At 71.7% G+C, this 26,197-nt stretch carries 22 protein-coding genes and 1 other RNA gene; 10 read left to right on the forward strand and 13 right to left on the reverse strand.

All coding sequences use genetic code 11. The annotated features are described in order from the left end of the window. Nucleotides 1-30: 30 nt before the first annotated feature. From D458_RS0119950 to D458_RS0119985, 8 genes are all read right to left on the reverse strand, one after another. On the reverse strand, nt 31-1,122 hold the full coding sequence (locus D458_RS0119950; RefSeq protein WP_017588503.1) for an SRPBCC family protein: 1,092 nt from the start codon (nt 1,120-1,122) through the stop codon (nt 31-33). Continuing rightward, nucleotides 1,109-1,756 (reverse strand): hypothetical protein, encoded by a 648-nt coding sequence (locus tag D458_RS36770; protein WP_017588504.1) that lies wholly within the window; start codon nt 1,754-1,756, stop codon nt 1,109-1,111. Before D458_RS36770 ends, D458_RS0119950 begins: the two co-directional genes overlap by 14 nt. Nucleotides 1,757-1,771: 15 nt before the next feature. After that, nucleotides 1,772-2,017: a c-type cytochrome biogenesis protein CcmI gene (gene ccmI / locus D458_RS0119960; RefSeq protein WP_017588505.1), complete on the reverse strand. Its 246-nt coding sequence runs from the start codon at nt 2,015-2,017 to the stop codon at nt 1,772-1,774. A 34-nt stretch (nt 2,018-2,051) separates the two neighbouring features. Next, entirely contained in the window at nt 2,052-2,783 is a 732-nt protein-coding gene (locus tag D458_RS0119965; RefSeq protein WP_017588506.1) for a GvpL/GvpF family gas vesicle protein, read from the reverse strand. Further along, nucleotides 2,780-3,244 (reverse strand): gas vesicle structural protein GvpA, encoded by a 465-nt coding sequence (locus D458_RS0119970; protein WP_017588507.1) that lies wholly within the window; start codon nt 3,242-3,244, stop codon nt 2,780-2,782. The genes D458_RS0119965 and D458_RS0119970 overlap by 4 nt, the downstream gene beginning before the upstream one ends. A 78-nt stretch (nt 3,245-3,322) precedes the next feature. Further along, nucleotides 3,323-3,634 (reverse strand): gas vesicle protein GvpO, encoded by a 312-nt coding sequence (locus tag D458_RS0119975; protein ID WP_017588508.1) that lies wholly within the window; start codon nt 3,632-3,634, stop codon nt 3,323-3,325. Nucleotides 3,635-4,126: 492 nt separating this feature from the next. Further along, the gene (locus D458_RS0119980; RefSeq protein WP_040702598.1) at nt 4,127-6,562 is read right to left on the reverse strand and encodes a Tex family protein; all 2,436 of its coding nucleotides are present in this window, start codon (nt 6,560-6,562) and stop codon (nt 4,127-4,129) included. A gap of 211 nt (nt 6,563-6,773) precedes the next feature. Continuing rightward, entirely contained in the window at nt 6,774-7,121 is a 348-nt protein-coding gene (locus tag D458_RS0119985) for a hypothetical protein (RefSeq protein WP_017588510.1), read from the reverse strand. A 185-nt stretch (nt 7,122-7,306) separates the two neighbouring features. Here D458_RS0119985 and D458_RS33765 point away from each other — a divergent pair, with 185 nt between their 5' ends. Together D458_RS33765 and D458_RS0119995 are read left to right on the forward strand one after the other, a co-directional pair. Beyond that, nucleotides 7,307-8,008, forward strand: a complete 702-nt coding sequence (locus D458_RS33765; RefSeq protein ID WP_040702599.1) for a winged helix-turn-helix domain-containing protein — start codon at nt 7,307-7,309, stop codon at nt 8,006-8,008. Nucleotides 8,009-8,043: 35 nt separating this feature from the next. Continuing rightward, nucleotides 8,044-9,360 carry an MFS transporter gene (locus D458_RS0119995; RefSeq protein WP_017588512.1) on the forward strand — a complete coding sequence of 439 codons (1,317 nt, stop codon included), beginning with the start codon at nt 8,044-8,046 and terminating at the stop codon, nt 9,358-9,360. Nucleotides 9,361-9,416: 56 nt separating this feature from the next. On the opposite strand, the gene D458_RS0120000 is transcribed toward D458_RS0119995, so the two are convergent. Both D458_RS0120000 and D458_RS0120005 read right to left on the reverse strand, forming a co-directional pair. Then, nucleotides 9,417-10,295: a deoxyribonuclease IV gene (locus D458_RS0120000; protein WP_017588513.1), complete on the reverse strand. Its 879-nt coding sequence runs from the start codon at nt 10,293-10,295 to the stop codon at nt 9,417-9,419. Between the two features lie 193 nt (nt 10,296-10,488). Then, entirely contained in the window at nt 10,489-11,901 is a 1,413-nt protein-coding gene (locus D458_RS0120005; RefSeq protein ID WP_017588514.1) for an FAD-binding oxidoreductase, read from the reverse strand. Between the two features lie 62 nt (nt 11,902-11,963). Between D458_RS0120005 and D458_RS0120010 the strand changes: the two genes are divergently transcribed. The 7 genes from D458_RS0120010 (at nt 11,964) to D458_RS37025 (ending at nt 16,589) form a co-directional block, all read left to right on the forward strand. After that, nucleotides 11,964-12,944, forward strand: a complete 981-nt coding sequence (locus tag D458_RS0120010; protein ID WP_017588515.1) for a helix-turn-helix transcriptional regulator — start codon at nt 11,964-11,966, stop codon at nt 12,942-12,944. 54 nt (nt 12,945-12,998) lie between these two features. Then, complete coding sequence (locus D458_RS0120015; protein WP_017588516.1) at nt 12,999-13,871, forward strand: Nif3-like dinuclear metal center hexameric protein; 873 nt, start codon at nt 12,999-13,001, stop codon at nt 13,869-13,871. A 90-nt stretch (nt 13,872-13,961) separates the two neighbouring features. Further along, nucleotides 13,962-14,723: a zinc ribbon domain-containing protein gene (locus D458_RS0120020; RefSeq protein WP_017588517.1), complete on the forward strand. Its 762-nt coding sequence runs from the start codon at nt 13,962-13,964 to the stop codon at nt 14,721-14,723. Next, on the forward strand, nt 14,720-15,361 hold the full coding sequence (locus tag D458_RS0120025) for a histidine phosphatase family protein (RefSeq protein WP_017588518.1): 642 nt from the start codon (nt 14,720-14,722) through the stop codon (nt 15,359-15,361). Before D458_RS0120020 ends, D458_RS0120025 begins: the two co-directional genes overlap by 4 nt. 55 nt (nt 15,362-15,416) lie before the next feature. Next, nucleotides 15,417-15,801, forward strand: an RNA gene (rnpB, locus tag D458_RS34935) — RNase P RNA component class A. Between the two features lie 101 nt (nt 15,802-15,902). Then, the gene (locus D458_RS35115; RefSeq protein WP_063825740.1) at nt 15,903-16,187 is read left to right on the forward strand and encodes a hypothetical protein; all 285 of its coding nucleotides are present in this window, start codon (nt 15,903-15,905) and stop codon (nt 16,185-16,187) included. Nucleotides 16,188-16,439: 252 nt separating this feature from the next. Beyond that, nucleotides 16,440-16,589, forward strand: a complete 150-nt coding sequence (locus D458_RS37025) for a hypothetical protein (RefSeq protein WP_017588520.1) — start codon at nt 16,440-16,442, stop codon at nt 16,587-16,589. Here the strand turns inward: D458_RS37025 and D458_RS0120040 are convergent. The 3 genes from D458_RS0120040 to D458_RS0120050 form a co-directional block, all read right to left on the reverse strand. Then, nucleotides 16,538-18,901 (reverse strand): SulP family inorganic anion transporter, encoded by a 2,364-nt coding sequence (locus tag D458_RS0120040; protein ID WP_017588521.1) that lies wholly within the window; start codon nt 18,899-18,901, stop codon nt 16,538-16,540. The two genes, D458_RS37025 and D458_RS0120040, sit on opposite strands and share 52 nt — an antisense overlap. A 292-nt stretch (nt 18,902-19,193) precedes the next feature. Beyond that, nucleotides 19,194-21,665, reverse strand: a complete 2,472-nt coding sequence (locus D458_RS36775; RefSeq protein ID WP_026119501.1) for a hypothetical protein — start codon at nt 21,663-21,665, stop codon at nt 19,194-19,196. Nucleotides 21,666-22,009: 344 nt separating this feature from the next. Next, nucleotides 22,010-22,603 carry a YbhB/YbcL family Raf kinase inhibitor-like protein gene (locus tag D458_RS0120050; protein ID WP_017588522.1) on the reverse strand — a complete coding sequence of 198 codons (594 nt, stop codon included), beginning with the start codon at nt 22,601-22,603 and terminating at the stop codon, nt 22,010-22,012. A gap of 257 nt (nt 22,604-22,860) precedes the next feature. Between D458_RS0120050 and D458_RS0120055 the strand changes: the two genes are divergently transcribed. Beyond that, nucleotides 22,861-26,145, forward strand: a complete 3,285-nt coding sequence (locus tag D458_RS0120055; RefSeq protein ID WP_026119502.1) for a BTAD domain-containing putative transcriptional regulator — start codon at nt 22,861-22,863, stop codon at nt 26,143-26,145. Nucleotides 26,146-26,197: the final 52 nt, after the last annotated feature.

Below are 26,197 nucleotides of genomic sequence, written 5' to 3' on the forward strand. Positions count from 1 at the left end.
CGGTCCGGCAGGGGGCGGGCAGGGGTGGATTCAGCGCTTCTCGTCTGCTTCGGGCTCGTCGTCCTCGTAGCCCTCGTCAGCCTCCTCGTCGTAGTCCTCCTGCTCTTCCTCGCCCTCCCCGGGTTCCTGGTCCTCCTCCTCGTCGTACTGATCGTCCTCGTAGCCCTCGTCAGCCTCCTCGGGCTCCTCGGGCTCTTGGTCCTCCTCGCCCTCCTCAGGCTCCTCGGGTTCCTGGTCCTCCCCGCCTTCCTCGGGTTCCTGCTCCTCCTCGACGGCGTCCTCGTGGGAGCGGACCACCTCGCTGTCGCGAATCTCCCCGCGCCATCCCTCCAGGTCGCCGGCCTCCTCCTCGCTGAGCATCATGATGTGGCGGCGGTACTGCTTGAGCTCCAGACGCAGGCGCCGGCCCTGGGCGCGCCAGAGGTTGCCGGTGCGCTCGAAGAACCCCTGGGGCGAGTACTCGGTGACCAGGAGGACCCGGGTGAGGTTCTCGCCGAGGGGGTGGAAGGTGACCACACCCCTGGTGGTGCCTTTCGCGCCCTCGCTCGTCCAGGCGATCCGCTGATCCTGGACCTGTTCGGTGACGGTGCCCTTCCAGTTGCGGCTGGACCAGAAGATCTTCGCCCGCCACTGAGTGGTGGTCTCGTCCTCCTGTTCGACACTCTCCACCCGGTGGGCGAACTCGCCGAAGTCGGTGAACCGGCTCCACTGGTTGTAGGCCACGCGCACGGGCACACCGACGTCGATGTCCTCGACGATGTTGGTGGCCTTGTTGCCTCCGCTCCCCCCACCGCTGCCGCCCCCGCCGGTCAGCGCGCTGAAGGCATTCTTGGCCTTGTCCTTGACCCCTTGACCCGCGGCGGCCATGACGCCCTTGACCGGGCCCTCGCCCTCGGAGAGCTTCTCGGCACCCTTGGCCAGGGCACCGCCGGAGCCGCCCTCGCCGGTCATGCGCTCGACGGTCTGACCGAGCTTTCGGGAAGCGCCGTTCACCACGTCGCGCGCCTTGACGGAGAGGTAGTCCTGGAGGGCGTCGGCCAGTTTGGACGTGCCTTCGTTGCGGTCCGCGGCTTCCCGCAGTTTGGCGAGGGGGCCGCGCTCCCCGTCCTCACTCGCGCTCATCGTCCTGCTCCTGCTTCTTCGCACTCGTCCGCTTGCGGGTGGTGGTCTTGCGCGTGCCGCTCCGTGATCCGCTCGACGTGCTCTTGGCGGCGGATGAGCTCCGGCGCGAGGACTGCTTGGTCTCGGAGCTCTTGGCCCGGCTGCGGCGCTTCCGTGCCGAGGGCTCGGGTTCCGGTTCGGGCTCCTCCTCGGAATCGTCTTCGGGTTCGGGCTTCTCCTCGGCCTCGGGCTCGGGTTCGGGCTTCTCCCCGGCTTCGCCCTCGGGTTCGGGCTTCTCCTCGGCTTCGTCCGACTCAGGCTCTTCGGTACCGCCGGTCCCGGTCGCGGCCTCGGTGAGGTTCGCGGTCCGTTCGGTGAGGGCGTCGGCCATGTTCTCGGCCCACTTGGCCACGATCTTGTTGACTGCGTCCCGGGCCCCGGTGAGTAGTTGCTCGCGGGTCTGTTCGCCCAGCTCACTCACGATCGGCAACTCGGCGACCTCCTTGCGCAGACCGCTCACCAGGTCCTGCGGCTTGATCTTCAGTTTCTTCGCGCCGAAGAACATGCCCAGCGCGAGTGCGAGCTTGAATTTTTTTCGGCGCCCCAGGACGTAGCCGCCAATGGCGGCCAACACGATCTTCGCGGCGTTGCTCATGATTCGTCCCCCGTCTCATTCACCGTCCTGGGGTTGCCCGGGCTCGGACAACCGCGACAGGAGTTCGTCCTCGGCACGGTCGAACTCCTCCTCGGAAATCTCGCCGGAATCCACTTTCTCGGCGAGCTCGGCCAACCTCTGTCGGATCACGGAGGGGTCGTAGAGTTCTCGTTCGGCGCTGTCCAGAACCTGTTGCGCCGTCCATTCGACGAAATGAACCGGCGCGAGTGGGGCGGTGAGGATCGCCTTGAGCAGTCCCATATGGCTCTCGTCCCTTTCCGGAGGTGGGCGGATGTCATTCGTCCGGGTCGTCGACGAAGCTGTAGGGGGGAAGCGGGCCGTTCAGCTGGAACTCCATGAGAGGCCCGAAGGAGCGGCGCAGCCCGTCCACCTCGGATTCGACCTCCTTCATGCGCTCTCGGGGGACCAGAAGGGAGAGATTGGCCAGGCTGGTGCCGACAGGAGGGCCCGTGACCACGCGTTCGGCCAGAGCGGCCAGCGGAGGCGTGACGAGGTCGGCGTGGTGGCGTTCGAGGTCCTCCAACGCGTGCGCGACCTGTTCTCCGAAGGCCATGCGGTCGGGCGGACTGCCCCCGCCCGCCGCCACCAGCCGCTCGTTGGCCTGACGGAGCTCCGGGTCCTCTGTGAGCACGGCCCGCAGAGCGGCCTCCTCGACGTGGGAGACCTTGACGTTGAACTCGACGCGCCCCTCCAACCGGTCGAGCAGCTCCTCGTAACGCTGCCTGCCCCGTTCCAGTTCCGACGTGACCTCGGCGTCGTCCGGCGCCACCGCGCCGAAGCGCATGGGCAGGACCGCTCCCCGTTCCCCCAGGAACATCAGGACGTCGTGGTGGGCGCTGAGGTCGCGTCGTTTGGGGAGCAGGCCCTCAGGTGCGGTGCTCACCACCGCAGCGAGGTCTCCCGAGCGGACCAGGCGGATCTCGCCCGGGGGGTCTCCCACTCCGCCGAGGGCGGACGGGTCCGGGGCCGACGTGCTCCGGACGATGCCGTAGACGTAGGTGCTCACTTCTCGGCCCCTCTGCTGGAACCGGACGCGCTCCTGCGCTTGCGGGGACGGTCCGCCTCGTCCGTATCACGCTGCTTGGGGGCTGCGGCCTCCTTCTCCTTGCCCTCGCGTTCGTCCTCGCGCCCCTGTTCGAAGGAGCCGGTGATGGCTTCCTTCGCGCCGCTCAGCGCCCCCTTGGTCTTGTTGTGCGCGCCCTTCTGGGTCGCGCTGTCGAGCATGTCCGGCAACCCCGCGCCTCCGCTGGCGGACAGGTCCAGGCGGTTACAGGCCTCGGCGAAGCGCAGGTAGGTGTCGACGCTCGCCACGACGACGCGGATGTCGATGGTGATGAGTTCGATCCCGACGACACTGACCCGGGCGAAGACATCGATCACCAGCCCCTTGTCGAGGATCAGGTCGAGGACCTCGTACAGGTTGCCGGAGCGTCCTCCCGAGCCTGAGGACTGCTGCATGACGGTCATGGGGGTTGCCTCCTGTCGGTTTTCCTTGGCTGTTCGGTTTCGGCGGTTGACCAGGAGCGGGCCACGCGGTGGGTCGTCTCAGGAGCCGTTGGCCCGGCCACGGGTGTAGCGGTCGGTCCTGCGGTACGAGACCAGGGAGCCGTCCTCGTCGACCTCCAGGGCGTAGGTGGCCAGCAAGCTGACGGTGTCGGGTATCCGCCGAAGTTCCAGGGTTTCCAGGTTCAGGGTCCAGCCCTCACCCGACTTCTCCATGCCGGAGACGCACTCGACCTCGATGCCGGTGAGTTCCTCGAACTGCTCCTGGGCCTTGCGCAGGCGTTCGGCAGGGGAGGGGCGTTCGGTGGACCGGCGCCGGGGTGCGGGCTTTTCGGTGCGCTGCTCGTTGCCCATGAGGTCAGAACCCTTACGAGAGACACGGGGGACGGAACTGTCCCTCTCCCAAGACGTATCTCCTCCGGTGGCTCACCTGAATGCGGCGGAGGCAAAGAAGGGCACATGGACGGCAAACTCTGGAGAGCCGGTGTTTGCGTTGTCCGGTGTCAGAGAACTCTGAGTGTGTGAGGGAATTTCTGATCTTTGGCGCCTTGCGATCGGCAGTCCGGACAAGGAAGCCCACCGGTGGGTAGCACCTGGGAGAAAAAAAGAAAAAACGACGTCAGCCCTTGTCAAATCACTGGCAAAATATAACTTGATCGACGAAGGAGGGCCACTTTGAGTGCTCGTTCGTTCCCTTGGGGTGATGTGTGAGGATGGTGTGGAAGACGGGCGGAGAAGGGCGGCACGAAAAACGGAGGGGGCCCAGGCCCCCTCCGTCGCTCACAGCTCTCCCACCGGTCTCTCACCCGTGGCATTCAGCCGTGTTCTCACGCCCGTGGGCGAGTTTCAGCCTTTGGTCAGACCGGCGCGGCGCAGAGCTTCGGCCATGGCCCCCGAGGGCGCCGGAGCGCTGTCCCGGCCACCGTTGCCGCGGCCGCCCCTGCCCTGGCCGCCCTTGTCACGGCGCTGCTCGCCGCCGCGGCCACCGCCGTTGCCGCCCTGGCCGCCACCGCGGTTGCCGCGGCCGCCGCCCCTGCCGCCCTGGTTCCGGCCGCCCTGGTCCTGGCCTGCGGGGGCCGGTGCCTCGTCGTCCAGGCGCATGGTCAGTGAGATGCGCTTGCGCGGGATGTCCACGTCCTGCACCTTGACCTTGACGATGTCACCCGGCTTGACGATGTCGCGCGGGTCCTCCACGAACTTGCGCGACAGCGCCGACACGTGGACCAGGCCGTCCTGGTGCACGCCCACGTCCACGAACGCGCCGAAGGCGGCCACGTTGGTGACCACCCCCTCCAGGATCATGCCCTGCTCCAGGTCGCTCAGCTTCTCCACGCCCTCCTTGAAGGTGGCGGTGGTGAAGGCGGGGCGCGGGTCGCGGCCGGGCTTGTCCAACTCGCTGAGGATGTCGGTGACGGTCGGCAGACCGAACTTGTCGTCGACGAAGTCCTCGGGCCGGACACTCGACAGCGCCTTCTTGTCACCGATCAGCGACGGCAGGTCGGTCCCGGTCCGGTCCAGGATGCGCCGCACCACCGGGTAGGCCTCGGGGTGCACCGCGGAGGCGTCCAGCGGGTCGTCGCCGTTGGGTACGCGCAGGAAGCCCGCGCACTGCTCGAAGGCCTTGGGGCCCAGCCGCGGCACCGAACGCAGGGCGTCGCGGGTGCGGAAGGGGCCGTTGGCGTCGCGGTGGGAGACGATGTTGCGGGCCAGGGTCGACGTCACGCCCGAGACCCGGGTCAGCAGCGGAACCGAGGCGGTGTTGACGTCCACGCCCACACCGTTCACGCAGTCCTCGACCACGGCGTCCAGCGACCTCGACAGCTTCGCCTCGGCCAGGTCGTGCTGGTACTGGCCCACCCCGATGGACTTGGGGTCGATCTTGACCAGCTCGGCCAGGGGGTCCTGGAGGCGCCGGGCGATGGAGGCGGCTCCGCGCAGGGACACGTCCAGGTCCGGCAGCTCCTCGGAGGCGTAGGCCGAGGCCGAGTAGACCGAGGCGCCCGCCTCGGAGACCATCACCTTGGTGAGCTTGAGCTCGGGGTGGCGTTGGATCAGCTCGCCCGCCAGCTTGTCCGTCTCACGCGAGGCCGTGCCGTTGCCGATGGCGACCAGCTCCACGTCGTGGGCGGCGCACAGCTTGGCCAGGCGGTCGATCGACCCGTCCCAGTCGTGGCGCGGGGCGTGCGGGAAGACGGCGTCGGTGGCCACGACCTTGCCGGTCGGGTCGGTGACGGCGACCTTCACACCGGTGCGCAGACCCGGGTCCAGACCCAGCGTGGCGCGGCTTCCGGCGGGCGCGGCCAGGAGCAGGTCGCGCAGGTTCGAGGCGAAGACGTTGACGCCGTCGTCCTCGGCCTGCTGCCACAGGCGCATGCGCACGTCGATGTCCAGGCGGACCAGGATGCGGGTGCGCCAGGCCCAGCGCACGGTGTCCTGCATCCACCGGTCGCCGGGGCGCCCCCGGTCCACGATCCCGAAGTGGGAAGCGATGGCGTTCTCGTAGGTGCTGCGCGGCACGGTTCCGTCGGGGCCCGCCTCGGGGGCCGGCTCCGGCTCCAGGGTGAGGGTGAGGACCTCCTCCTTCTCACCCCGGTACATGGCCAGGACGCGGTGCGAGGGGAGCGCGGTCAGGGGTTCGGAGAAGTCGAAGTAGTCCGCGAACTTGGCCCCGGACTCCTCCTTGCCCTCGCGGACCGCCGACCCCAGGCGCCCCTTCTCCCACAGGCGCTCACGCAGCGTGCCGGTGAGGTCGGCGTCCTCGGCGAAGCGCTCCACCAGGATCGCGCGTGCCCCGTCCAGGGCGGCCTTGATGTCGGCCACGCCCTTGTCGGCGTCCACGTAGGCGGCGGCGACCTCCTGCGGGTCCTGGTTCGGGTCCCCGAACAGGCCCTCGGCGAGCGGTTCGAGGCCGGCCTCGCGGGCGATCTGGGCCTTGGTACGGCGCTTGGGCTTGTAGGGGAGGTAGATGTCCTCCAGACGGGCCTTGGAGTCGGCCGCGTTGATGCGGGCCTCCAGCTCGTCGTCCAACTTGCCCTGGGAACGGATCGACTCCAGGATCGCGCTCCGGCGTTCGGCCAGTTCACGCAGGTAGCGCAGGCGTTCCTCGAGGGCGCGCAGCTGGGCGTCGTCCAGCGCTCCGGTCGCCTCCTTGCGGTACCGGGCGATGAAGGGCACGGTCGACCCGGCGTCGAGCATGTCGACGGCGGCACTGACCTGGTGCGCGCCTACGCCGAGCTCCTCGGCGATGAGCTGGTCGATCGTGGGTGTCACAGGGGTCGTCACTGGTTAACGTCCACTCTCTGGCTGTTCGGTGCGCGGACATTCTCGCGGTGCGCGCGGGTGTTGTCATCCCGGCGCGTCGCCGTCCGCACTCCCAGGTTCCCGCACGAACGCCGGTGCTCGGTCCCGGGTCCACCCGCGGGCGGGTGGCGGGCCCGGGCGAGGCGGGCTCCGCACCGTGGCGGGAACCGGGCGGTTCGGGGACCGGCCGGGTTCAGGGGTTGGTGCCGTCGAGGTAGTCGGGGGCGTAGTACTCGTCGACGGGCATGGGGCCGCGGTACCCCTGGCACATGCACTGGCGGTAGGTCGAGTTGGCCTGGCCGGTCCAGCGGCCGGGGATGACCACCTGGGTCTGGCACCGCTTGGTCTCCTGGTCGTGGAAGACCAGGTTGTGGCCGCAGCCGCAGACCGCCTGGGGGGTGCGCTGCCCCTGGAGCTGGGGTTGGGGGAAGCCCTGGTGCTGCTGGAGTTCCCGCCTGGCCTCGCGGCGGGCGGTGCGTCGGCCCGCGAAGTAGCCGGCGGCCGCGATCGCTGCCCCGATGACCATGAGAAACGGTTCCATCCGGTGAACACCCTCCTCGGTTGCCGGGCTCCGTCCCGCCACGGGGCCCGTGCCCATTGTCGCCCATCGGACGGTTCTTCAGGGGTCGGGGTTCCCCGGGAGTCAGGACGCGGTGCCGAAAGTTTTCCGAAGAAGTTTCTGCAAAGGTATTTTTGCAAAGAAGTCTTTGGAGTACGGTTCGGGGCATGAGCGAAGAAGAGGAAACGACGGAGCCCGGCCCCCGCTCCATGGAGATCGGGGCCGAGGCCCTGCGTGGCCTGGCCCACCCGCTGCGCGCCCGGATCCTGGACGAACTCTCCGTCCAGGGGCCCGCGACCGCCACCATCCTGGGCAGGCGCCTGGGGGAGAGCAGCGGGTCCACCAGCTACCACCTGCGCCAGCTCTCCCGGTTCGGGTTCGTCGAGACCGACCCCGGGCGTTCGGGCGGGCGCGACCGCTGGTGGCGGGCCCGCCCCGGCGGCTGGAACATGCGCGGCACGGAGTTCCTGCGGAGCCCCGCCACCCGCGAGGCAGCCGAGATCGTCCTGGACGGCTACTACCGCGGGCGGCAGGAACGCGCCGAGCGCTGGCGGCGGATCGCCCGCGAACACACCGACTCCCCGAAGGTGCGCCGCTGGAGCAGGGCGTTCCAGGACTCGGTCTCCCACCTGCGCCTGACCCCCGAGGAGACCGAGGAGTTCGCGGGGGAGATCAACGCCCTGGCCCGGGAGTGGGCCCGCCGCTACCAGGGGCGCACCGCCGAGGAGCACCCCGAGACCGAAGCGGTCGAGCTGCAGACCGACCTGTTCCCCAACCTCGTCGACGTCCCGGACCCCTCCGAAAGAGACGAGGGCCCGAGCGGAAGCCACGACGACAGCCATGGCCAGGCGGGAGACCCTCCGCGCTGAGCCACCTGGACCCACCCCCCTTCAGGAGCACCGCAGTGACCACCGCACACTCCGGCACCACCCCCGCGACCACCCCACGGGACCAGCGCCTCAGCGGCACCTTCCACCGCTTCTGGGGCGCCGGGGTCTTCACCAACCTGGCCGACGGCATGCTGGTCGTGGCGCTGCCACTGATCGCCCTTTCCCTGACCCAGGACCCGCTGCTCATCTCCGGGCTGACCGCGGTGCGGTTCCTGCCCTGGCTGCTGCTGGCCCCGGTCTCCGGCCTGCTCATCGACCGGGTGCACCGGATGCGCGCCATGGTCGTGTCCAACACGGTCGCGGCACTGACCATGGTCGCGCTGGCGGGCGCGATGCTCACCGGCCACCTCTCCGTCTGGGCGCTGTACGCGGCGATGTTCGTGGTCATCGCCTGCGAGACGGTCTCCGACCCGGCCGGTCGCATCACCGTGGTCCGACTGGTTCCCGCCCGACTGCTGGACCGGGCCAACAGCAGGGTGGAGAGCGGCCGCCTGGTCGCCCAGGACTGCCTGGGCAAACCCGTGGCCGGCTTCCTGTTCGCCGCCGGCGCGACCGCGCCGCTCCTGGGGATCGCCGGATCCTACGCGCTGTGCGTCGTGCTGCTGTGCGCCGTCCCGATGGTCTGGCGCCGTCCCGCCCCGCTGCCCGCGGTGGAGGATCCCCCGGGTCTCGCCTCCGAGCAGGAGAGGGGTTTCCTCCGGCCGCTCGGTGAGGGGGTGCGCCTGGTCCTCACCGACCGGCTCCTGCGCGGCAACATGCTCTGCAACGCCGGGACGATGACCGGCATGACCATGGCGGGGGCCGTACTGGTGCTCTACGTCCGGAACGACCTCGGGGTCCCGGCCGCCCTCTTCGGGCTCTTCCTGCTCTCCAGCGCGGTCGGCGGGTTCGCCGGTTCCCTGGTGGTGTCCCGTCTGCTGCGCCGGGTCGGGCGCCGCGCCGTGGTCATCGGCGGATACAGCGGTTTCGGACTGTGCCTGGTGGTCACGGGACTCGTGGGCGACCCCTACCCGGCCTTCCTCGCCCTGGCCGGGGTGGGGTTCTTCGTGGTCGTCTCCAACGTCGCCGGCAGCCTCTACTTCCAGACCGTGGTCCCGGACGCGGTGCGCGGACGCGTCTCGGGCGCGAGCAGGGCGATCAGTTGGGGTCTGACCCCGGTCGGCGCGCTGCTGGGCGGCCTGCTCGGCCGGGCGGACCTGGCCCTGCCCTTCTGCATCGGCGGAGCCCTGGTGCTCGTGGCCACCTTCCTGGCCCGGGGGATCATCACCGACACCGCGCGGCTGGCCGACGAAGCCGCCGCCCGGCTCTCGTCCGAGGCGGACCAGGGTTGACCCCGGGCCCGGAACGGAGGCGGCCCGGCCGCCTCCGTTCCGAGGGGCCGGACGGCTCAGGCCCCGGCGCGCAGTTTCTTCAGGGTGGTCACGTCCTCGGCGTGCGGACCCTCGGGGCCCGGGGTCTCCAGGGTGATGGGGACCCCGGCGGTCACCGGGTGGCGGAACAGCTCCGCGAACGGCTCGGCGCCGATGTGGCCCTTGCCGATGTTCTCGTGCCGGTCCTTGTTGCTGCCGCAGGGCGCCTTGGAGTCGTTGCCGTGGATCAGCTTGAGCCGGTCGGCGCCGACCACCTCGCCGAACCGGTCCAGCGCCTCGCGCATGCCCTCGACGGTGGAGATGTCGTGCCCGGCCGCGAACAGGTGCGCGGTGTCCAGGCACACACCCACGTTCGGGTGCCAGTCCAGGGCCTCGAAGTAGGGGACGAGGTCGTCGACGGTGGCGCACAGGACCTGGCCCTGCCCGGCCATCGGTTCCAACAGCAGCGGCGGCACCTCCTCGCCCAGGCGCTCCAGCATCGGCAGCAGGCGCTCGCGGGCGCGGGCCAGCCCTTCCTCGCGGGTGCCCGAGACGGCCGAGCCGGTGTGCATGACCGCGCCCAGCGCTCCGATCTGCGCGCTGCGGCGCAGGGCGTGCTCCATCGAGGTGAGGGACTTGGCGGCGGTCTCCTCGCTGGGGGTGCCGGGGTTGATCAGGTAGGGGGCGTGCACGAACACGGGCAGGTCGGTGCGCTCGCGCAGCATCGCGTCCTGGGCCGGATCGCCTCCGTTGGTCGCCCACCCCCGGGGGTTGGAGACGAAGACCTGGATCGTCTCGGCGCCGATCTTCTCCGCGTAGGCCAGGCCCTTGGTGGCCATGCCGCCCGCCACGGGCACGTGGGCTCCGACCGGGGACTGCCGGACCTGGGACTGGGGTCGCTCTTCGGTGTTGTTCATCGCGGACCAACTCTAGGCGCGGCCCGCAGGTGGGTGCGGCGTGCGGGTGGTCACAGGCCGGGCGGACCGGGGGTGGACCGGCCCGGCCCGGAGAACCGCTCGCGAGGGTGGGGCGGAGGGGAGGCCGCGCGGGGCCTGCCGGAGCAGGCGGACGGGCCGGGACACGGGCCCGCCCGCTGCCTCCGGCCACCGGTCAACCGGTGCGCTCCGGGGACGGGAGCGGCCGGTTCGTGTGGAGGCGCCGGTGCGGGTCGACCCGCTCCCGCACCTCCACCAGCCTCCGCAGGTCCTCGGGGGCGAACATCGCGCGGACCTCGTCCGCGTCCACCGCTCCGAAGCTCAGGTTGGCCGAACGGCCCAGGGTGCGGTCGGCGAAGAGCCCGGCCACCTCGGCGCGCAGGGCGGCCGCGGCCGCGTCATCCGGGGAACCGGGTTCGGTGAAGGTGAGCGCGCTCAGCGCGAAGGCGGCGTTCCGGTGGCCGACCGCGCCGGGGACCTCGGGCGGTCGGGCCATGGCGCCGCCCAGGTGGCGCAGCCAGACCACGCTCATGAAGGGGCGCTCGGCGGCGGCCAGCCGGAGGAGCCCGGTGAGCGCCCCGGGCTCCAGGGCGTCCACCAGGATCCCCTCGCCTCGGAAGGCGGCCGGGTCGTCGTGGTCGTCGAACACGGCCCCGGACTCGGTGTAGGGGAGTTCGCGCAGGGTGTCCATCAGGACCGGGGCGAGTGAGTACAGCGGTTCCACCAGATCGGGTCCGCGCTCCACCGGACCGGACCAGGCCAGGGAGACCTGGACGACCAGCCGTCCGCGCATGGGTCCGGGCACGCCCTCCATGTCCGGGAAGACCAGCGCGGACACTCCGGAAGTGAGCTCCTCGGGTGTCTGCTCGGCCCATCGCCGCCAGCCGTCCAGGGCCTGCGGGGAGTCGGTCGCGTCCAGGTACAGGCTGCCGCCGTAGAGGTGCTCCACCGGGAACAGGCCGAACTCCATCCCCGTGACCAGCCCGAACGAACCCCCTCCGCCGCGCAGCGCCCAGAACAGCTCCGGGTCGCTCCGGGCGTCCACCCGGCGGTGGTCCCCGTCGGCGGTGACCAGGTCCAGGTTCCGGACGTGGTCGGCCGCGTACCCGTACCGGCGGCCCATCAGGCCGAGCCCGCCGCCGAGCGTGTAGGAGACCGCGCCCACCCCGGGCGCGCTGCCGGAGAGCGGGGCCAGCCCGTGCGGGGCGGCGGCGTCGATCACGTCCTGCCAGGTGGCCCCGGCCCCGACGCGGGCGGTGCGGCGTTCGGGGTCGACACCGACCCCGTCCAGGCGCCGGGTGTCCACCAGGATCCCGCCGCGCATCCCGGTGCCGTGGCCGTGTCCGGTGCGCTGGGCCGCCACCGGCAGCCCCAGCCGGGCGGCGACCGCCACCGCGGCGCGCACGTCCTCGGTCTCGGCCGCCTCCACGACGGCGTCGGGCGCGTGCCGGTCCACCTGCTGCATCCCGGTCCGGCCCCGTTCGTGGCCCCGGCTTCCGGGGGCGTGCACCGCTCCGCGCACCCCTTCCCGCAGGAGTGCGTTCAGCGGGTCCGTCTTTTCCGTGGTCTCACGTGTGGTTTCGCTCATGGGGCCAACGTAGGGACCGATGCGGTCACATGTCGGCCGCAATGGCTGGCAGCATGGAAGACATGAGCGATCAGTCCGGGCAGGCCGGGGGGTCGGTGCGGGGCAGCCTGCCGCAGCGCCTGCTGCGGCTGCTGTCCCTGCTCCAGGTCCGACGCGAGTGGAGCGGGGCCGAACTCACCGAGCGGCTCGGGGTGAGCGCCCGCACCCTGCGCCGGGACGTGGAGCGCCTGCGCGAGATCGACTACCGGGTGGAGGGCACCCCGGGTGTGGCGGGCGGGTACCGGCTGGTCTCCGGCCGCGACCTGCCGCCCCTGCTGCTGGACGACGAGGAGGCGGTGGCGACCGCGCTGGCCCTGACCACCGCGACCGGCGTCCAGGACAGCGCCCTGCGAGCGCTGGCCAAACTCGAACGGGTCCTGCCCGCGCGGCTGCGCCCCCGGCTCAGGGCGGTGAGCGGGGCCGCGTCCGTCGTCCCGTACCCGGACACCCCCGGGGTGGACCCGTCCGTGCTGGGGTCGCTGGCCTCCTGCCGCCACGAGCGCGCCGTCACGGACTTCGTCTACCGGGACCGTTCCGGGAACCGCACCGAACGCCGGGTCGAACCCCACCACCTGGTCTCCCACGGCGGCCACTGGTACCTGATCGCCCACGACACCGACCGCGGCGACTGGCGGACCTTCCGCGTGGACCGGCTGCACGACGTGCGCCCCACCCACGGCCGTTTCGAGCCCCGGGAGCTGCCCGCGCCCGACCCCGCCTCCTTCCTCACCCGGCTGTTCGCCCAGGGCACGTACCGGCACACGGTCACGATCACGCTGGAGCTGGCCGAGGAGGAGGTGCGACGGCGGCTGTACGGACCCCTGCCCGGCCGGATCGCCCCCCTGGGGCCGGACCGCTGCGAGGTCAGGATCAGCGCGGACTCCCTGGACCTGGTCTGCCAGTACACGGCCGTGGTCCTGTCCCTGGGGGCGACCCGTGAACTGGACGCCCCCGCCGAGGTCACCGCGCGCCTGGCCGCGATGGCCACCGGCCTGCCCCGGTGAACCCGCCCCGGGCGGGCCGGTGTTGTCACGCGGGGTGAGGAGGGCGTTAGTCTCGTGCCCGTGAGCACCTCGACCGCGCATCCTGTCACCCTGTCCGACGTCACCGCCGCCTTCGAGGAGGTCTACCCGCCCCAGTGGGCGGCCTCCTGGGACGCGGTCGGCCTGGTCTGCGGCGACCCCGCGCAGACGGTGGAGCGGATCCTCTTCGCGGTCGACCCGGTGGACGCGGTGGTCGACGAGGCCGTGACCTGGGGCGCCGACCTCGTCATCACGCACCACCCGCTGATGCTGCGCGGGGTCACCAGTGTGGCCGCCAACACCCCCAAGGGCCGGATCGCGCACCGCCTGATCCGCTCCGGGGTGGCCCTGTACACCGCGCACACCAACGCCGACACCGCCTCGCCCGGGGTCTCCGACGCCCTGGCCCGCGCGGTCGGCCTCACCGGGCGGCTGCGTCCACTGGAGCCCGACACCAGCGACCCCGAGGGGCGGCGGGGCATCGGCCGGATCGGCGAGCTCGACGAGCCGCTGGTCCTGCGTGACTTCGCCGAGCAGGTCACCCGGGGCCTGCCCGCCACCGCCGGCGGCATCCGGGTGGCCGGTGACCTGGACCGCCTCGTCACCACCGTCGCGGTCTCCGGCGGAGCGGGTGACTCCCTGCTCGGCGCGGCCCGCGCCGCCGGGGTCGACGCCTACGTCACCTCCGACCTGCGCCACCACCCGGCCTCGGAGTTCGTCGAGGAACCGGGCGCTCCCGCGCTCGTGGACACCGCCCACTTCGCCAGCGAGTGGCCGTGGCTGGCCGACGGTGCCGCCCACCTGGCTGACGCACTCGGGCGCACGGGTGGTCCAAATGGGGCTAACGTGGAGATCCGCGTGTCGACCACCGTGACGGATGCCTGGTCACGGACCTTCCAGCACGTGTAGAGCACGTGTAGCACCTGCTCGACGACCACAACTGCACAGGGCGCGGGTGGCCTTTTCGGCCTCCCAACCGCGATTCCCAGGAGACCCCACGTGAAAGCCGAACCCGCCGCTCAGGCCAGACTGCTCGACCTCCAGGAGCTCGACGCCCAGCTCGAGCGTCTGGACCACCGTCTCCGGAGCCTGCCCGAGATCGCCGAGGCGGCCCAGCTCAAGGAGCGCGTCGACGCCATCGACGCCGAGCTCATCACCGCCCAGACCAAGGCCTCCGACGTCGAGCGCCACCAGCGCAAGGCCGAGAGCGACGTGGACCAGGTGCGCTCCCGCGCCGACCGCGACACCAAGCGCCTCGAGTCGGGGCAGATCACCAACGCCAAGGAACTCCAGAACCTCCAGTCGGAGATCGCCTCGCTGGGCCGCCGTCAGGCCGAGCTGGAGGAGACCGTCCTGGAGGTCATGGAGCAGGCCGAGGAACTCAACGCACGAGCCGCGCGCCTGACCGAGGAGCGCGAGACGGCCGTCGCCAAGTTCACCGAGGTCACGGCCCGCCGGGACACCGCCGCCGCCGAGATCCAGTGGGACCGCACGCGCCTCACCCAGGACCGTGAGCGGGTCAGCGCGGACATCCCCGCCGACCTGCTGGCCCTGTACGACAAGCTGCGCGCCCAGTACGACGGTGTGGCCGCGGCCCCGCTGCGCTACGGCCGCTGCAACGGCTGCAAGCTGGCGCTGAGCACCGTGGAGCTCAACGAGATCCGCGCCGCCGCGGCCGACGAGATCGTGCGCTGCGAGGACTGCCGCCGCATCCTGGTACGCACCGAGGAGTCGGGGCTGCACGCTCCCGTCGCCGAATGAGCCGGGGGTGGGGCGCGCCGGACACCGAACCGACCCGTCTGGTCCTGCTCCGCCACGGCCAGACACCGCTGTCCGTCGAACGCCGCTTCGCCGGACGCGGTGACATCGCGCTCACCGACGAGGGCCACGCCCAGGCCGGGGCGGCCGCCCGCCGCCTGGCCGGGTGGGGGATCGACGCGGTGGTCTCCTCCCCGCTGCTGCGCACCCGGCAGACCGCCGGGTACACGGCGGACCTGCTCGGTCTGCGGGTGGAGGAGGACGAGGGGTTCGTGGAGACCGACTTCGGCGCCTGGGAGGGGCTGACCTTCGCCGAGGCGCGCGAGCGCGACCCCGAGCACGTCAGCCGGTGGCTGTCCGACCCCGAGACGGGCCCGCCCGGCGGCGAGAGCTTCGCCGAGGTGTCCCGGCGCGTGGGCAAGGCGCGTGACGCCCTCCTGGAACGCCACCGGGGCCGCCGGGTCCTGGTGGTCAGCCACGTCACCCCGATCAAGGTGACCGTCCAGCAGGCGATGCTCGCCCCGGTCGGCGCGCTGTACCGGATGCACCTGGACACCGCGTGCCTGACCGAGGTGGACTGCTACGCCGACGGACCCCAGGTGGTGCGTTCCCTCAACGACACCGCACACCTGCGCCGGTAGGGCCCTTTCGGGTCCGCCGGACCCCTGCCGGGCCGGTAGACTGACCGGCAGAGGGGGAGTCGGCCAGACGGTCGCGGACCCGCGCACGGCGCGGGTTCGAGGAAAGTCCGGACTCCACAGGGCAGGGTGGTCGGTAACGCCGACCCGGGGTGACCCGCGGGACAGTGCCACAGAAAACAGACCGCCACCGCTCGCGGTGGTAAGGGTGAAACGGTGGTGTAAGAGACCACCAGCGGTCGGAGCGATCCGACCGGCTAGGTAAACCCCACCCGGAGCAAGGTCAAAAAGGGAACCTCCGGGTTCCCGCGCGGATGTTCGAGGGCGGCCCGCCCGAGTTCGCGGGTAGACCGCACCGAGGTCGTCGGCAACGGCGGCCCCAGATGGATGACCGTCCGGTCCGCGAGGACCGACAGAATCCGGCTTATCGGCCGACTCCTTCCTCCTGCACAGCGGATCCCCTCTGTCTCGCGGAGATCTGTGAGACGCGTTGGGGAGAAATCCTCAGGTAGCGGGCGATCTCCCGGTTGTTCAATCCGCGTCTTTGGAGCTGCGCGACGGTACGGCCGACCATCCGTACCGCTTCCCGCTGAACCCGCTCGGCCTCTCGCTGGACCTGACCGGCCCTGTCGGCGGGGGCGTCGACCTCAGCGTCGGCCTCGATCCCTTCGATCTCCACGATGAACGCGTCATCGTCGATGTGGAGTTCCCAGCCGCGTTCCCATCGTTTGACCCTCACTCGGTAGGTCGTCACTGGAGCCATCCCCCCGGTAGGCACTTCATGCGTTTGATGGTGTCGGCGACGACCCCAGGGGAGATGTCGCCGTGACGAGGATCGAGATGACCCGTCCCTGGATCTCGTCGTTCGTCGGGATGACGGTCCCGCAGGGTTCGGACGCGGCCGAAACCCGCGTGGGTACACGGTTGCAGCCTGGCGGTGATGGTCCGATCCCCTGTGGCACCGGTAGATTGGGCCTGCGCTCCGGACCCCGGTTGCACAGCGGAGCGCGAACGCCCGCGGGCCGACGTTTCCGGGGTCGGCGGCCCGACGGGCATCCGCGTTCACGGGAATGGGTGACTCTTGTTCGACTCCACCGCCTTCTGGGTGGTCCTCTTCGGCCTTCCGATCCTGGCGATCGTGGTGATCATCCTGCTCGCCACCTACCAGGCCTCAGGTGTTCAGCAGGACGGGCGGGACGACGCGCCCGACGACGACCCGTCCAGCGGCTGATCCTGCGCCGTGTCCGTACGGGGGCGCGGCACCGCCTCGGCCACGTCCTGGGCGCTCTGCACGGGGGAGAACTCCCCTGTTTCGGCGTCCAGCAGGTGCACCTTGGCGGTCTCCAGGTCGTAGTACATCCCGGACAGGGTCAGTTCACCCGACTCCACCCGTTCGCGGACGACCGGGTACCCCATGAGGTTGCCGAGCTGCTCGACCACGTTGGCCTGGGCCAGACGGCGCAGGGCCTCCGGAGAGGGCAGGCCGGCCAGCGCCCCGCTGTCCGCCCCCGCCCGGCGCAGGCTCCCCTCGCCGTTGGCCAGCCAGCGGCGGATGTGGGTGGTCTCCACCTCCTCCGGTTCCTGGTGGGCCTTCTCCGACAGCGCCTGCATGGCACCGCAGTGCGAGTGCCCGCAGACCACGATCGAGGGCACCCGCAGGACGTTGAGCGCGTACTCCACCGCCGCCCCGGCGGAACCGTCGGCGCTGCCGTGCGGCGGCACCAGGTTGCCCACGTTGCGCAGGGTGAACAGGTCGCCCGGGCCGCTCGCGGTGATGAGGTTCGGCACCACCCGGGAGTCCGCGCAGGTGATGAACAGGGCGGTCGGGTGCTGGCCGTGTGAGAGGCGGCTCATCACCGAACGCATCCGGTCGGCGGTGCTGGCGTGGTACTCGCGGGCTCCGGCGGTGAGCAGTCCCAGCGGGTTCACCACCAGGTCGGCCCCCGACTCCCGGCGCATGTCCCACGGGGCCCACCAGCGGCCCTTGGGAATGGTCTTGGCGGCCGGTGCCGAGCTGGTGGAGCTGCGGGCGTACCACTTCTCGTGGACCTCGTCGATGTCGACGCTGCCGCCGGTGCGCTCGTGGTCCACCCGCCAGGCGTGGATGGCCTCGAAGGCGGCGTGGTCCATGAAGTCCACGTGCAGGTCCAGGTCGACCTTGGCGCCCTCGGGGACGGTGCGCAGCACGTGCGCCAGCCGGGGCACGCCCAGGAAGGTGAGCGAACCGTGCACGGTGACGTGCACACGGTCGGCGCGTTCCTCGGTGACCACGGTGAGCCTGGTCAGACGGCGCAGGGACACGACCATCGCCAGCGCGAACCCGATGAACACCCCCTCCAGCAGGCCGAGGAAGACCACACCGGTCAGGGTCACCAGGTAGACGCTGGCCTCGTGGTGCCTGCGCAGGTTGCGCAGGTGTGCCAGGGACACCATCTGCACGCCGATGAACACCAGCAGCGCCGCCAGGGCCGCCATCGGGATCAGCTCGACCACGTGGGCGAAGAACGCGACGAACAGCAGGATCCACACGCCGTGCAGAATGGTGGAGAGCGGGCTGCGGGCACCCGCGCGCACGTTGGCGGTGCTGCGCACGATGACACCGGCGACGGGCAGGCCGCCCAGGGCACCGCTGATGGTGTTGGCCGCGCCCTGTCCGCACAGTTCCCGGTTGAGCTGGACCCGGCGGCCGGTGTGCAGGCGGTCCACGGCGATCGCGGCCAGCAGCGACTCCACGCTGGCGACCATGGCGACCGCCGCCACGGCCAGGGCGATGCCGTGCCACTGGCCGGACTCGGGCAGCATGGGGCCGTTCCAGGCCTCGGCGAGCGAGGCGGGCAGGGCCACGGTCTCGACCTCCCAACGGCCCAGGGTGGCGATGACGGTGGCGGTGCCCACCGCGACCAGCGCGGCGGGGATCATGCCCGGCCGGACACGGCCGATGGCGGGCAGGCGGTTCCAGCCGAACATGATCGCGATGGTGATGACGCCGACCGCAACCGCGGCGGTGTGGTTGTGCGCGATCTGGTCGGGCAGGTCCATGATGTTGGCCAGGGCGGAGCTCTGTGGGGCTCCGCCGAGGACCACGTGCAGTTGGGCGAGGGCGATGGTGACGCCGACCCCGGCGAGCATGCCGTGCACCACGGCGGGGGAGACGGCGAGGGCGGCCCGCGCGATGCGGAAGGCCCCCAGGGCGAGTTGGACCAGCCCGGCCAGCAGGGTGATCAGGCAGGTGACCCGCCAGCCGTAGGTCATGATCAGGTCGGCGACGATGATGGTCAGACCTGCGGCCGGGCCGCTGACCTGCACCACCGATCCGCCGACCAGACCGGCGACGATACCGCCGACGACGGCGGCGATGATCCCGGCGATCAGGGGGGCGCCGGAGGCTACGGCGATCCCCAGGGACAGGGGGACGGCGACCAGGAAGACCACGAGAGAGGCGCCGACGTCGGCGGCGACCCCCTTGCGATCCGTGTGGGTCCCGGGCAGCGGGGAGGTGGCCTCCGGCTGACCGGGTGGTGCTCCCTGGGCGTCGTTGCGCATGGTTACTCCGTTCGGGTTGGACCAGGCAAGGTGGATGCGTCGGCGCACGGGGACGGCAGTATCCGAAACGGGGGGTGCGTGGCTGAGCGCGTGACGACAGAGACACCGCGAAGGGTGCTTTGTCAATCACTAACTGTAGTCAATTTTGGTGACCCTGTGTTACGTTCTGTTGTGGTTCTGGTAACCATTTTCCCTACTTCACATGTCCGTGGCACGTCCGGACAGAAAAAACCCGAGGTGGCGGGGGCTGCCCGCCACCTCGGTGGTGTGAAGCGATGGTGCTGCCGGTCGGTTACCGGAAGTGGCCGTCCTCGTAACCGCCCTCGTAGTACTTCTGGCCCGGATCGGGTCGGCCGTAGGGGGCCTGGCCGTAGGGGCTCTGCCCCTGCTGCTGTCCGGGGCCGCCCTGACCGTCGTCGTCTCCCCGCGGCGGCTGCCAGCCGTCCAGGGGCGGGTAACCGTAGTCGGGCTCGGGGCGCTGCGGGGCGTACCCGCCGCCGCCCAGGACGTCGGAGTAGCCGCCCTGACCGCCGGGACCGCCCTGTCCTCCGGGACCGCCCTGTCCTCCGGGGCCGCCGGGTCCGACCTGCTCCCCGGGGTACTGGGGATGGCTGTAGGGGTCGCTCTGCTGGGTGTGGCCCGGGTAGGCCGTCGGAAGATCACCGCGGAGCTGTCCGGCAGGGTAGGCGCCGGTCGGGTAGCCGGGCCCGCCGGGGTAGGCGGGGCCGCCCTGGCCACCGGCCTGCCCGGAGGGAAGAGCGGATCCGTGGTCGAACGGGGAGGGCTGGCCGGGGTTCTGTCCCCCGCCCGGCACGGTCGGCCGACTCGGCGCCCCGAAGGCGCCGGGGTCGTCCTGGCCGCCCCACAGCGGTGCGTTGCCGCCGCTCGGACCACCCGGACCGCCGGGGCCGGTCTGGCCGGGGAAGGCGCCGGGGTGGTCGGGGCGTGAGTGGGTGCCGCTGTCGAAGGAGCTGCGCTGGTGGGTGCCGGTGTCGTAGTCGGACCGGGTGAAGGAGTCGGTGTCGTAGGCCGAGTGGGAGAAGGAACCGGTGTCGTACTCCGGGCGGCCTGGTCCGTTCGGGTTTCCGGGCACGCTCTGGTTGCCGCCGGGGCCGGTCTGGCCGGGGAAGGCGCCGGGGTGGTCGGGGCGTGAGTGGGTGCCGCTGTCGAAGGAGCTGCGCTGGTGGGTGCCGGTGTCGTAGTCGGACCGGGTGAAGGAGTCGGTGTCGTAGGCCGAGTGGGAGAAGGAACCGGTGTCGTACTCCGGGCGGCCTGGTCCGTTCGGGTTTCCGGGCACGCTCTGGTTCCCGCCGGGGGCGCTCTGGCCGGGGAAGGCGCCGGGGTGGTCGGGGCGTGAGTGGGTGCCGCTGTCGAAGGAGCTGCGCTGGTGGGTGCCGGTGTCGTAGTCGGACCGGGAGAAGGAACCGGTGTCGTAGGACGGGCCGGAACGGAACGATCCCGACGCGTACCCTCCGGTCAGGGGGTCCGAGTCACCGGGTGTCGAGTACCCGGGCACACTCGGGCCGCCCAGCGGCTGTCCCGGCGCGGGCTGGGCACCCGATCCGGGAGAGGAGAGCCCGCCACCGCCGCCGATCCCTCCGCCGTAACCGCCCGGAGAGGACAGGTCCGGGCGCTGGTGGGAACCGGTGTCCATGCTGGACCAGATCGGTGAGCTCGGCTCGTCGGAGCCGGACGGGCCCGGGCGGAAACCCGAGCCGAGGGGGTCGGGGGAGCCGGGGCGCTCGCCACCGCCCATGCCGACGGAACCCGTGCCGCTCGAACCCACACCGCCGGAACCGGTGCCGCCACCCAGCGGAGGGTAGTCGGAACGGCTCATGGATCCGCTGTCGTAGGACGAGCGTCCCCCGCTTCCCAAGGGGTCGCCGCTGAAGGAGCCACCGCCCAGAGGACCACCGCCCAGGGGGTCGCCGGAGAGCGGATCGCGCCGCTCCGCGGGCCGGACGGGCTCGCGGCCCTCGAACGGGTCGCCGGTCGAAGGGGGACGGGGAGTCCAGCTGCCCGGGCCCAACGGGTCCTCGTCCTGGAGGGCCGAGGGCTGGGCCGGGGTGAGCCCCTGCGCGGGGGGCTGCGCCGACCGGTCCGGGATCGGCTCCTGCCGGTGCTGTTCCGGCGGGTTCTGCTCCTGCCCCCGCGGGGCCGGTTCGGGCTGGACGGGCGTGCTGCCCTGCCCCAGGCTGGCCAGCATCGCCAGGTCGGAGGAGCCGGTGGGCCCTCCTCGGTCCGCGGGAGCGGGCGGCAGGGCGCCGCCCCCGCCGGACGGATTCTGGATGATCATCGTGTGCTGCTGGTCCGACCGCTCGGGCTCGTCGAAGTCGTCGTAACCGTCGTCGTACTCGTCGTCCGCGTAACCATCGGCGTCCCCGGGCCCGCCGGACCGTGCCGGGGCCGGCGCCTCGTCGCTCAGGCTCGACCAGAAGTCGTTGTCGGAGAGCCCGTCGGAGTCGCTGTCCTCCCAGTCCACCTCGCGCTGGCGCCTGCCCTTGGGGCGCCGTTCCGCCTTGCCCCCGCCGCCCTGGCGCGACCTCCGGGACCGGCCCCGCGGCGGAGCCCCCTCGTCCTCGGGGCCCTCGTCCCGGTCGCGCCGGTCGTCCCGGTCGCTGTCCTCGATGTCGTCGTACTCGTACTCGTCGTCGTAGTCGTCCTCACGCGAGCCGAGGCTGAGCGCGCGCATCCCCAGCAGGAGGAGCACGAGCACGGCGAGCACGACGACGACGGCGATGATGATGATGACGGTGACGGTCATGGTGTACGCACTACCTTGGGGAGGTCGGCCGCGCCCGGGGAGCGCCTGGAACCGGCCTGGCGTGGGCCGGTCGAGGGGAAGAGGCGGTGGCCCTGGGGCACCGAGTCCGAGTGGCTGACAGGGTGCTACCGCCGGTGGTCCGACGCGGTCTCGGGACAGGGCGCCGCGGGGCGGGTGGACGGGAATCGGTCATCTGAAATGGGGCGAGGGGCACAGACCCACTGTATGTGCTGCCGTGCGCTGTGTGCAGAGGGCGACAGAGGCTTCCTGAGTTAATCCCCGTGTCATCAGATGGGTGGATCCGTCCGTATCCGGGGCGCTGAAAAGGCCAATTATGACCTATTTCACTCGCTGTTGGTGACCAGAGTTCCCCTGGCCACGGCCTGGTCGGCGATGGCCTCCAACGTCAGGCTCAGCGCCGCTCCCTCGGGCAGGTCCAGGGTCCCGTCCAGTGCGTACACGGTGAAGCGGTACTCGTGCATGTCACCCTCCTCGGGGCACGGCGCCCCGTAGGCGGTGTCCCCGTCGCTGTTCTGCCCCACCTTCGCGTCGCCCGGAACGGTGTTCTGGCGCAGCTCGACCAGCTGCGGGTCCAGGTCGTAGACCATCCAGAACACGGCGGCGTCGCCCGGGTCGTCCGCGACCAGCGCGATCGAACCCACCTCGTCGGGAAGTCCCGACCAGCTCAGCGGCGGTGAGACCGGCTCGCCGTCGGCCTCGCACGTGTACGCGCTCGGGAGCGGCTGCCCCTCCTGCATCATCGGGCTGCTCACGTTGATGTCGGTCGGCATCTCACCGCGCAGCTCCGAGGACATCCCGCAACCGGTCGACACGAGCAGGGCGGCACCCGCCGCCACGGCCCCCAGCCGGGCACCGGGGGACGTTCGGGGTACGCCGTGCGCGGCGGTGGTCCGGATGGAAGGCAAGACCGGGAACAATGGGGCTCCTGCTGGACTTTCGGGCCAAAAGGCGAGACTCGCTGTACACCGGACACAACGCGGGAGGGCCCCGGGCCGGTCACGGTGGAACCGTGCGCGCAGGCACCTCGACGGGTACCGGAACACGGTCCTGAGCGAACCCTACTGCGATCGGCCGCGCCCACGGGACTTGCGGACCAGCGGCGCAACCGCGTCACGCCGACGCGGACACCCGTCCACACGGGCCTTCTCCCCGACGGATCGGCGATCATGGGTCGGTGCGGTTCTCTATTCTGGGCCCCCTGCAGGTGCACGACGCCTCGGGGCAGCCCATCACCATCGGCGGCGCCCGCCTGCGCGCCCTCCTGACCCTGCTTCTGCTCCGCCCCGGGCAGCAGGTGGCCACCGAACAGCTCACCGACGCCATCTGGGGCGACGCCGTCCCCGCCGCCTCGGGCAACGCCCTCCAGGCACTGGCCTCCCGGCTGCGCCGCGCCCTGGGGGAGGACGTCCGGGTCCACGGCGACGCCTCCGGCTACCGGCTGGAGGTCGCCCCTGGACAGGTGGACCTGTACGAGTTCGAGGACCTGGCCGGACACGGGCGGGAGCGGCTCCTGGCCGGACGTCCCCAGGAGGCCGAACGCGCGCTGTCGGCCGCGCTCGCCCTGTGGCGCGGACCCGCCCTGCCCGACCTCACCGCCCGGGGGGTGGCCGAGGACATCGCACTGCGCCTGTCCGAGGCCCACCGCACCGCGCGCGAGGACCACCTGGAGGCCCGGCTCGACCTGGGCCGCTTCGTGGAGGCCCTGCCCGAGGCGGAGGCGCTGGCCGCCGGCGAACCGCACCGCGAGCGGCCCGTCGAACTGCTCCTGCGGGCCCTCGCGGGCAACGGGCGCACCGCCGACGCCCTCACCGTCTACGACGGTTTCCGTACACGGCTCGCCGACGAGCTGGGCCTGGACCCCTCCGACCACCTCCGCCAGGTCCACCTGCGCGTGCTGCGCGGGGAGCTCGCCTCCACGGGGCCGGCCCCCGACAGGACCCCGCCACCGCCCGAGGTGGTCCGCCTGCCCCGGAACCCGACCAGCTTCGTGCCCCGCGAAGCCGAGGTCGGTGCCGCCGTCACCCGGCTGTCCACCGCTCGACTGGTCACGCTGACCGGCCCGGGCGGCGCGGGCAAGACCCGTCTGGCGGTCGAGGCCGCCACCACCCTGGCCGAGGACGCCTCCGAACTCGCCTCGGGAGGAGTCTGGTTCGTCGGCCTCGCCCCCGTCAGCCCGGAGGCCGACCTGGCCGACGCGGTCGCGACCGCCCTGGAGCTGCGCGGGCACGCCGTGTTCCAGGCGCGCGCCGCCGTCGCGCCCCAACCGCCCCTGGAACGGGTCGTCTCCTTCCTGTCCGAGCGTTCGGGCCTGATCGTGCTGGACAACTGCGAGCACGTGGTCGCCGACGCCGCCCGCCTGGTGGAAACCCTGCTGGACCGCTGCCCCAACCTGCGCCTGCTCACCACCTCCCGCGAACCGCTCGGGGTGGCGGGCGAGAGCCTCCTGCCGGTGCCCTCGCTGGCCCTGCCGCCGGAGCGCGCCGGTGTGGAAGAGGCCCGCGCCTACCCGGCTGTGACCCTGTTCAGCGAACGCGCCGAGGCGGTGCTGCCCGGTTTCACCGTCGACTCCGACAACGTCGCCCACGTGGTCCGCATCATCCGTGAGCTGGACGGTGTACCCCTGGCCCTGGAACTGGCCGCGGCCCGGCTCCGGGCCATGTCGCCCGCCCAGCTCGCCGGCCGCCTCTCGGACCGGTTCCGCCTGCTCACCAGCGGAAGCCGTTCCGCGCTGCCCCGCCACCGCACGCTGCGGGCGCTGGTCGACTGGAGCTGGGAACTGCTCGACGAACCCGAACGCCGCCTGCTGCGCCGCCTGGCGGTCCTGCCCGGCGGCGCCACCCTGGAGGCGGTCGAGCAGGTCGGCTCCGACCCCGAAGCCCCCTTCGGCACCGTCGCCGGACACGACGTGTGGACGGTCCTGTTCGCCCTCGTGGACAAGTCCCTGGTGGTGGCGGAGAACCCGAGCCGTGACGACGCTCCTCCCCGCTACCGGCAGCTGGAGACGGTCCGCGCCTACGCCCTCGAGCGGCTGACGGACAGCGGCGAGGAAGAGCGGGTCCGCGACGCACAGGCCCGCTACACGTGTGACCTGTGGAGCAGGGCCGACCCCGGACTGCGCGGCCCCGAACAGCGCGCCTGGCTCGTCCGGCTCGGAGCGGAGACCGACAACTGCGTGGCCGCCTTCCACTGGGCACTGGACCGCCGCGACGCGGCCCTGGCCCTGGACCTGATGGAGCACTCCCAGTGGTACTGGACCCTGGACGAGCACTGGCAGCAGGTCAACCGCTGGTCCCACCAGATCCTGGAGCTGGTGGGGGACACGCCGCCGATCGGACACGAGGTGGGATACGCCGGCTGCCTGTTCCACCTGGCGGGGGAGATGGAGCTGGGCCGTGACGCCGTCATGGCGCGGATCAGCCGGGTGGAGGAGGTACTGGAGGCCGCGGGCCGACGTTTCGAGGACCACCCCGTGCTCATCCTCTGCCTCGTCTACCGGGCGATGGCCGAGGGCGACCCCGACAGCCGGTCCCGCGCGCGCCTGGAGGAGAGCGTCCAGGGGCAGACCGACTCCTGGACCCGGGCGATGACGTACCTGATGCTCGCCCTGCTGGACGGGGTCTTCGGGCAGGCGCGCCTGGCCTCGGAACGGGCCGCGACCGCGTTGGCGGCCCTGGAGGAAATCGGGGACGTGTGGGGGCAGTGCCACGCGCTCCTGCAACTTGCGGACGTCACCCGCTTCACGGATCTCGAGGAGTGCCTGCGGCTGATCACCGACGGGGTCGCCCGGTCGGAGGAGGGCGGGCTGGAGGGCATCGCCGCCGTGTTCCGGGCCCGGCGGGCCCAGATCCTCATCGACCTGGGCGACGTGGCCGCTGCCGAACAGGACCTGAAACAGGCCATGGGCTGCTCACCGGAGAAGGAGCACCTGGTGACGTTCCGGCACACCCAGGTCATGTGGCTGCGCGCGGCGGGCCTGTCCGCCGACGCCCGGCGGCTGATCGACGAGACCGAGCCGCTCGTGGCGAAGCTGGGCGGGTTCGCCCCGGCCTACATCGAACCCGCCTGGCGGCTGCTGTCGGCCGAACTCGCCTGGGAGGAGGGCGACGCCGACCGGGCCTGGAAGGACGCGGGCCGGGCCTGGTGGCTGTCCCTGGCCGGGCAGCCCACGGTCAGTGCCGAGGTCCTGGACACGTTCGCGCTCCTGCTCGTCGAGGAGCACCCCGAGCTGTCCGCGCGCATGATCGGCTACTCCGCCGTCCTGCGAGGAATCACCGACACCGTCACACCCAAGGTGCGGCGGGTGCGCGAGCGCCTGGGGGAGCGGTTGGGCGCCGAGGGGTTCGCGCGGCTGTCGGCCGAGGCGGAGCGCGCCGGGCTGGGCGAGGCCCGCGCACGGGTGACGGAGTGGCTCGCCCCGATCGTGCCGGAGGACGTCGAGCTCGGCGGCTGGGCGCAGTGAATCCGGTGCTCGGAAACGGACGCCCCGGGCTCGGGGGCACTGGGCCGGGGCA

It is taken from the genome of Nocardiopsis ganjiahuensis DSM 45031, assembly GCF_000341085.1.
In the GTDB taxonomy this organism is placed as follows: domain Bacteria; phylum Actinomycetota; class Actinomycetes; order Streptosporangiales; family Streptosporangiaceae; genus Nocardiopsis; species Nocardiopsis ganjiahuensis.

Bases quoted from the DNA above. Each gene is read 5' to 3' on its own strand.
- D458_RS0119950 (WP_017588503.1), bottom strand. From the start codon at position 1,122: ATGAGCGCGAGTGAGGACGGGGAGCGCGGCCCCCTCGCCAAACTGCGG.
- D458_RS36770 (WP_017588504.1), bottom strand. From the start codon at position 1,756: ATGAGCAACGCCGCGAAGATCGTGTTGGCCGCCATTGGCGGCTACGTC.
- ccmI (WP_017588505.1), bottom strand. From the start codon at position 2,017: ATGGGACTGCTCAAGGCGATCCTCACCGCCCCACTCGCGCCGGTTCAT.
- D458_RS0119970 (WP_017588507.1), bottom strand. From the start codon at position 3,244: ATGACCGTCATGCAGCAGTCCTCAGGCTCGGGAGGACGCTCCGGCAAC.
- D458_RS0119975 (WP_017588508.1), bottom strand. From the start codon at position 3,634: ATGGGCAACGAGCAGCGCACCGAAAAGCCCGCACCCCGGCGCCGGTCC.
- D458_RS0119985 (WP_017588510.1), bottom strand. From the start codon at position 7,121: ATGGAACCGTTTCTCATGGTCATCGGGGCAGCGATCGCGGCCGCCGGC.
- D458_RS33765 (WP_040702599.1), top strand. From the start codon at position 7,307: ATGAGCGAAGAAGAGGAAACGACGGAGCCCGGCCCCCGCTCCATGGAG.
- D458_RS0120000 (WP_017588513.1), bottom strand. From the start codon at position 10,295: ATGAACAACACCGAAGAGCGACCCCAGTCCCAGGTCCGGCAGTCCCCG.
- D458_RS0120005 (WP_017588514.1), bottom strand. From the start codon at position 11,901: ATGAGCGAAACCACACGTGAGACCACGGAAAAGACGGACCCGCTGAAC.
- D458_RS0120010 (WP_017588515.1), top strand. From the start codon at position 11,964: ATGAGCGATCAGTCCGGGCAGGCCGGGGGGTCGGTGCGGGGCAGCCTG.
- D458_RS0120025 (WP_017588518.1), top strand. From the start codon at position 14,720: ATGAGCCGGGGGTGGGGCGCGCCGGACACCGAACCGACCCGTCTGGTC.
- D458_RS0120040 (WP_017588521.1), bottom strand. From the start codon at position 18,901: ATGCGCAACGACGCCCAGGGAGCACCACCCGGTCAGCCGGAGGCCACC.
- D458_RS36775 (WP_026119501.1), bottom strand. From the start codon at position 21,665: ATGACCGTCACCGTCATCATCATCATCGCCGTCGTCGTCGTGCTCGCC.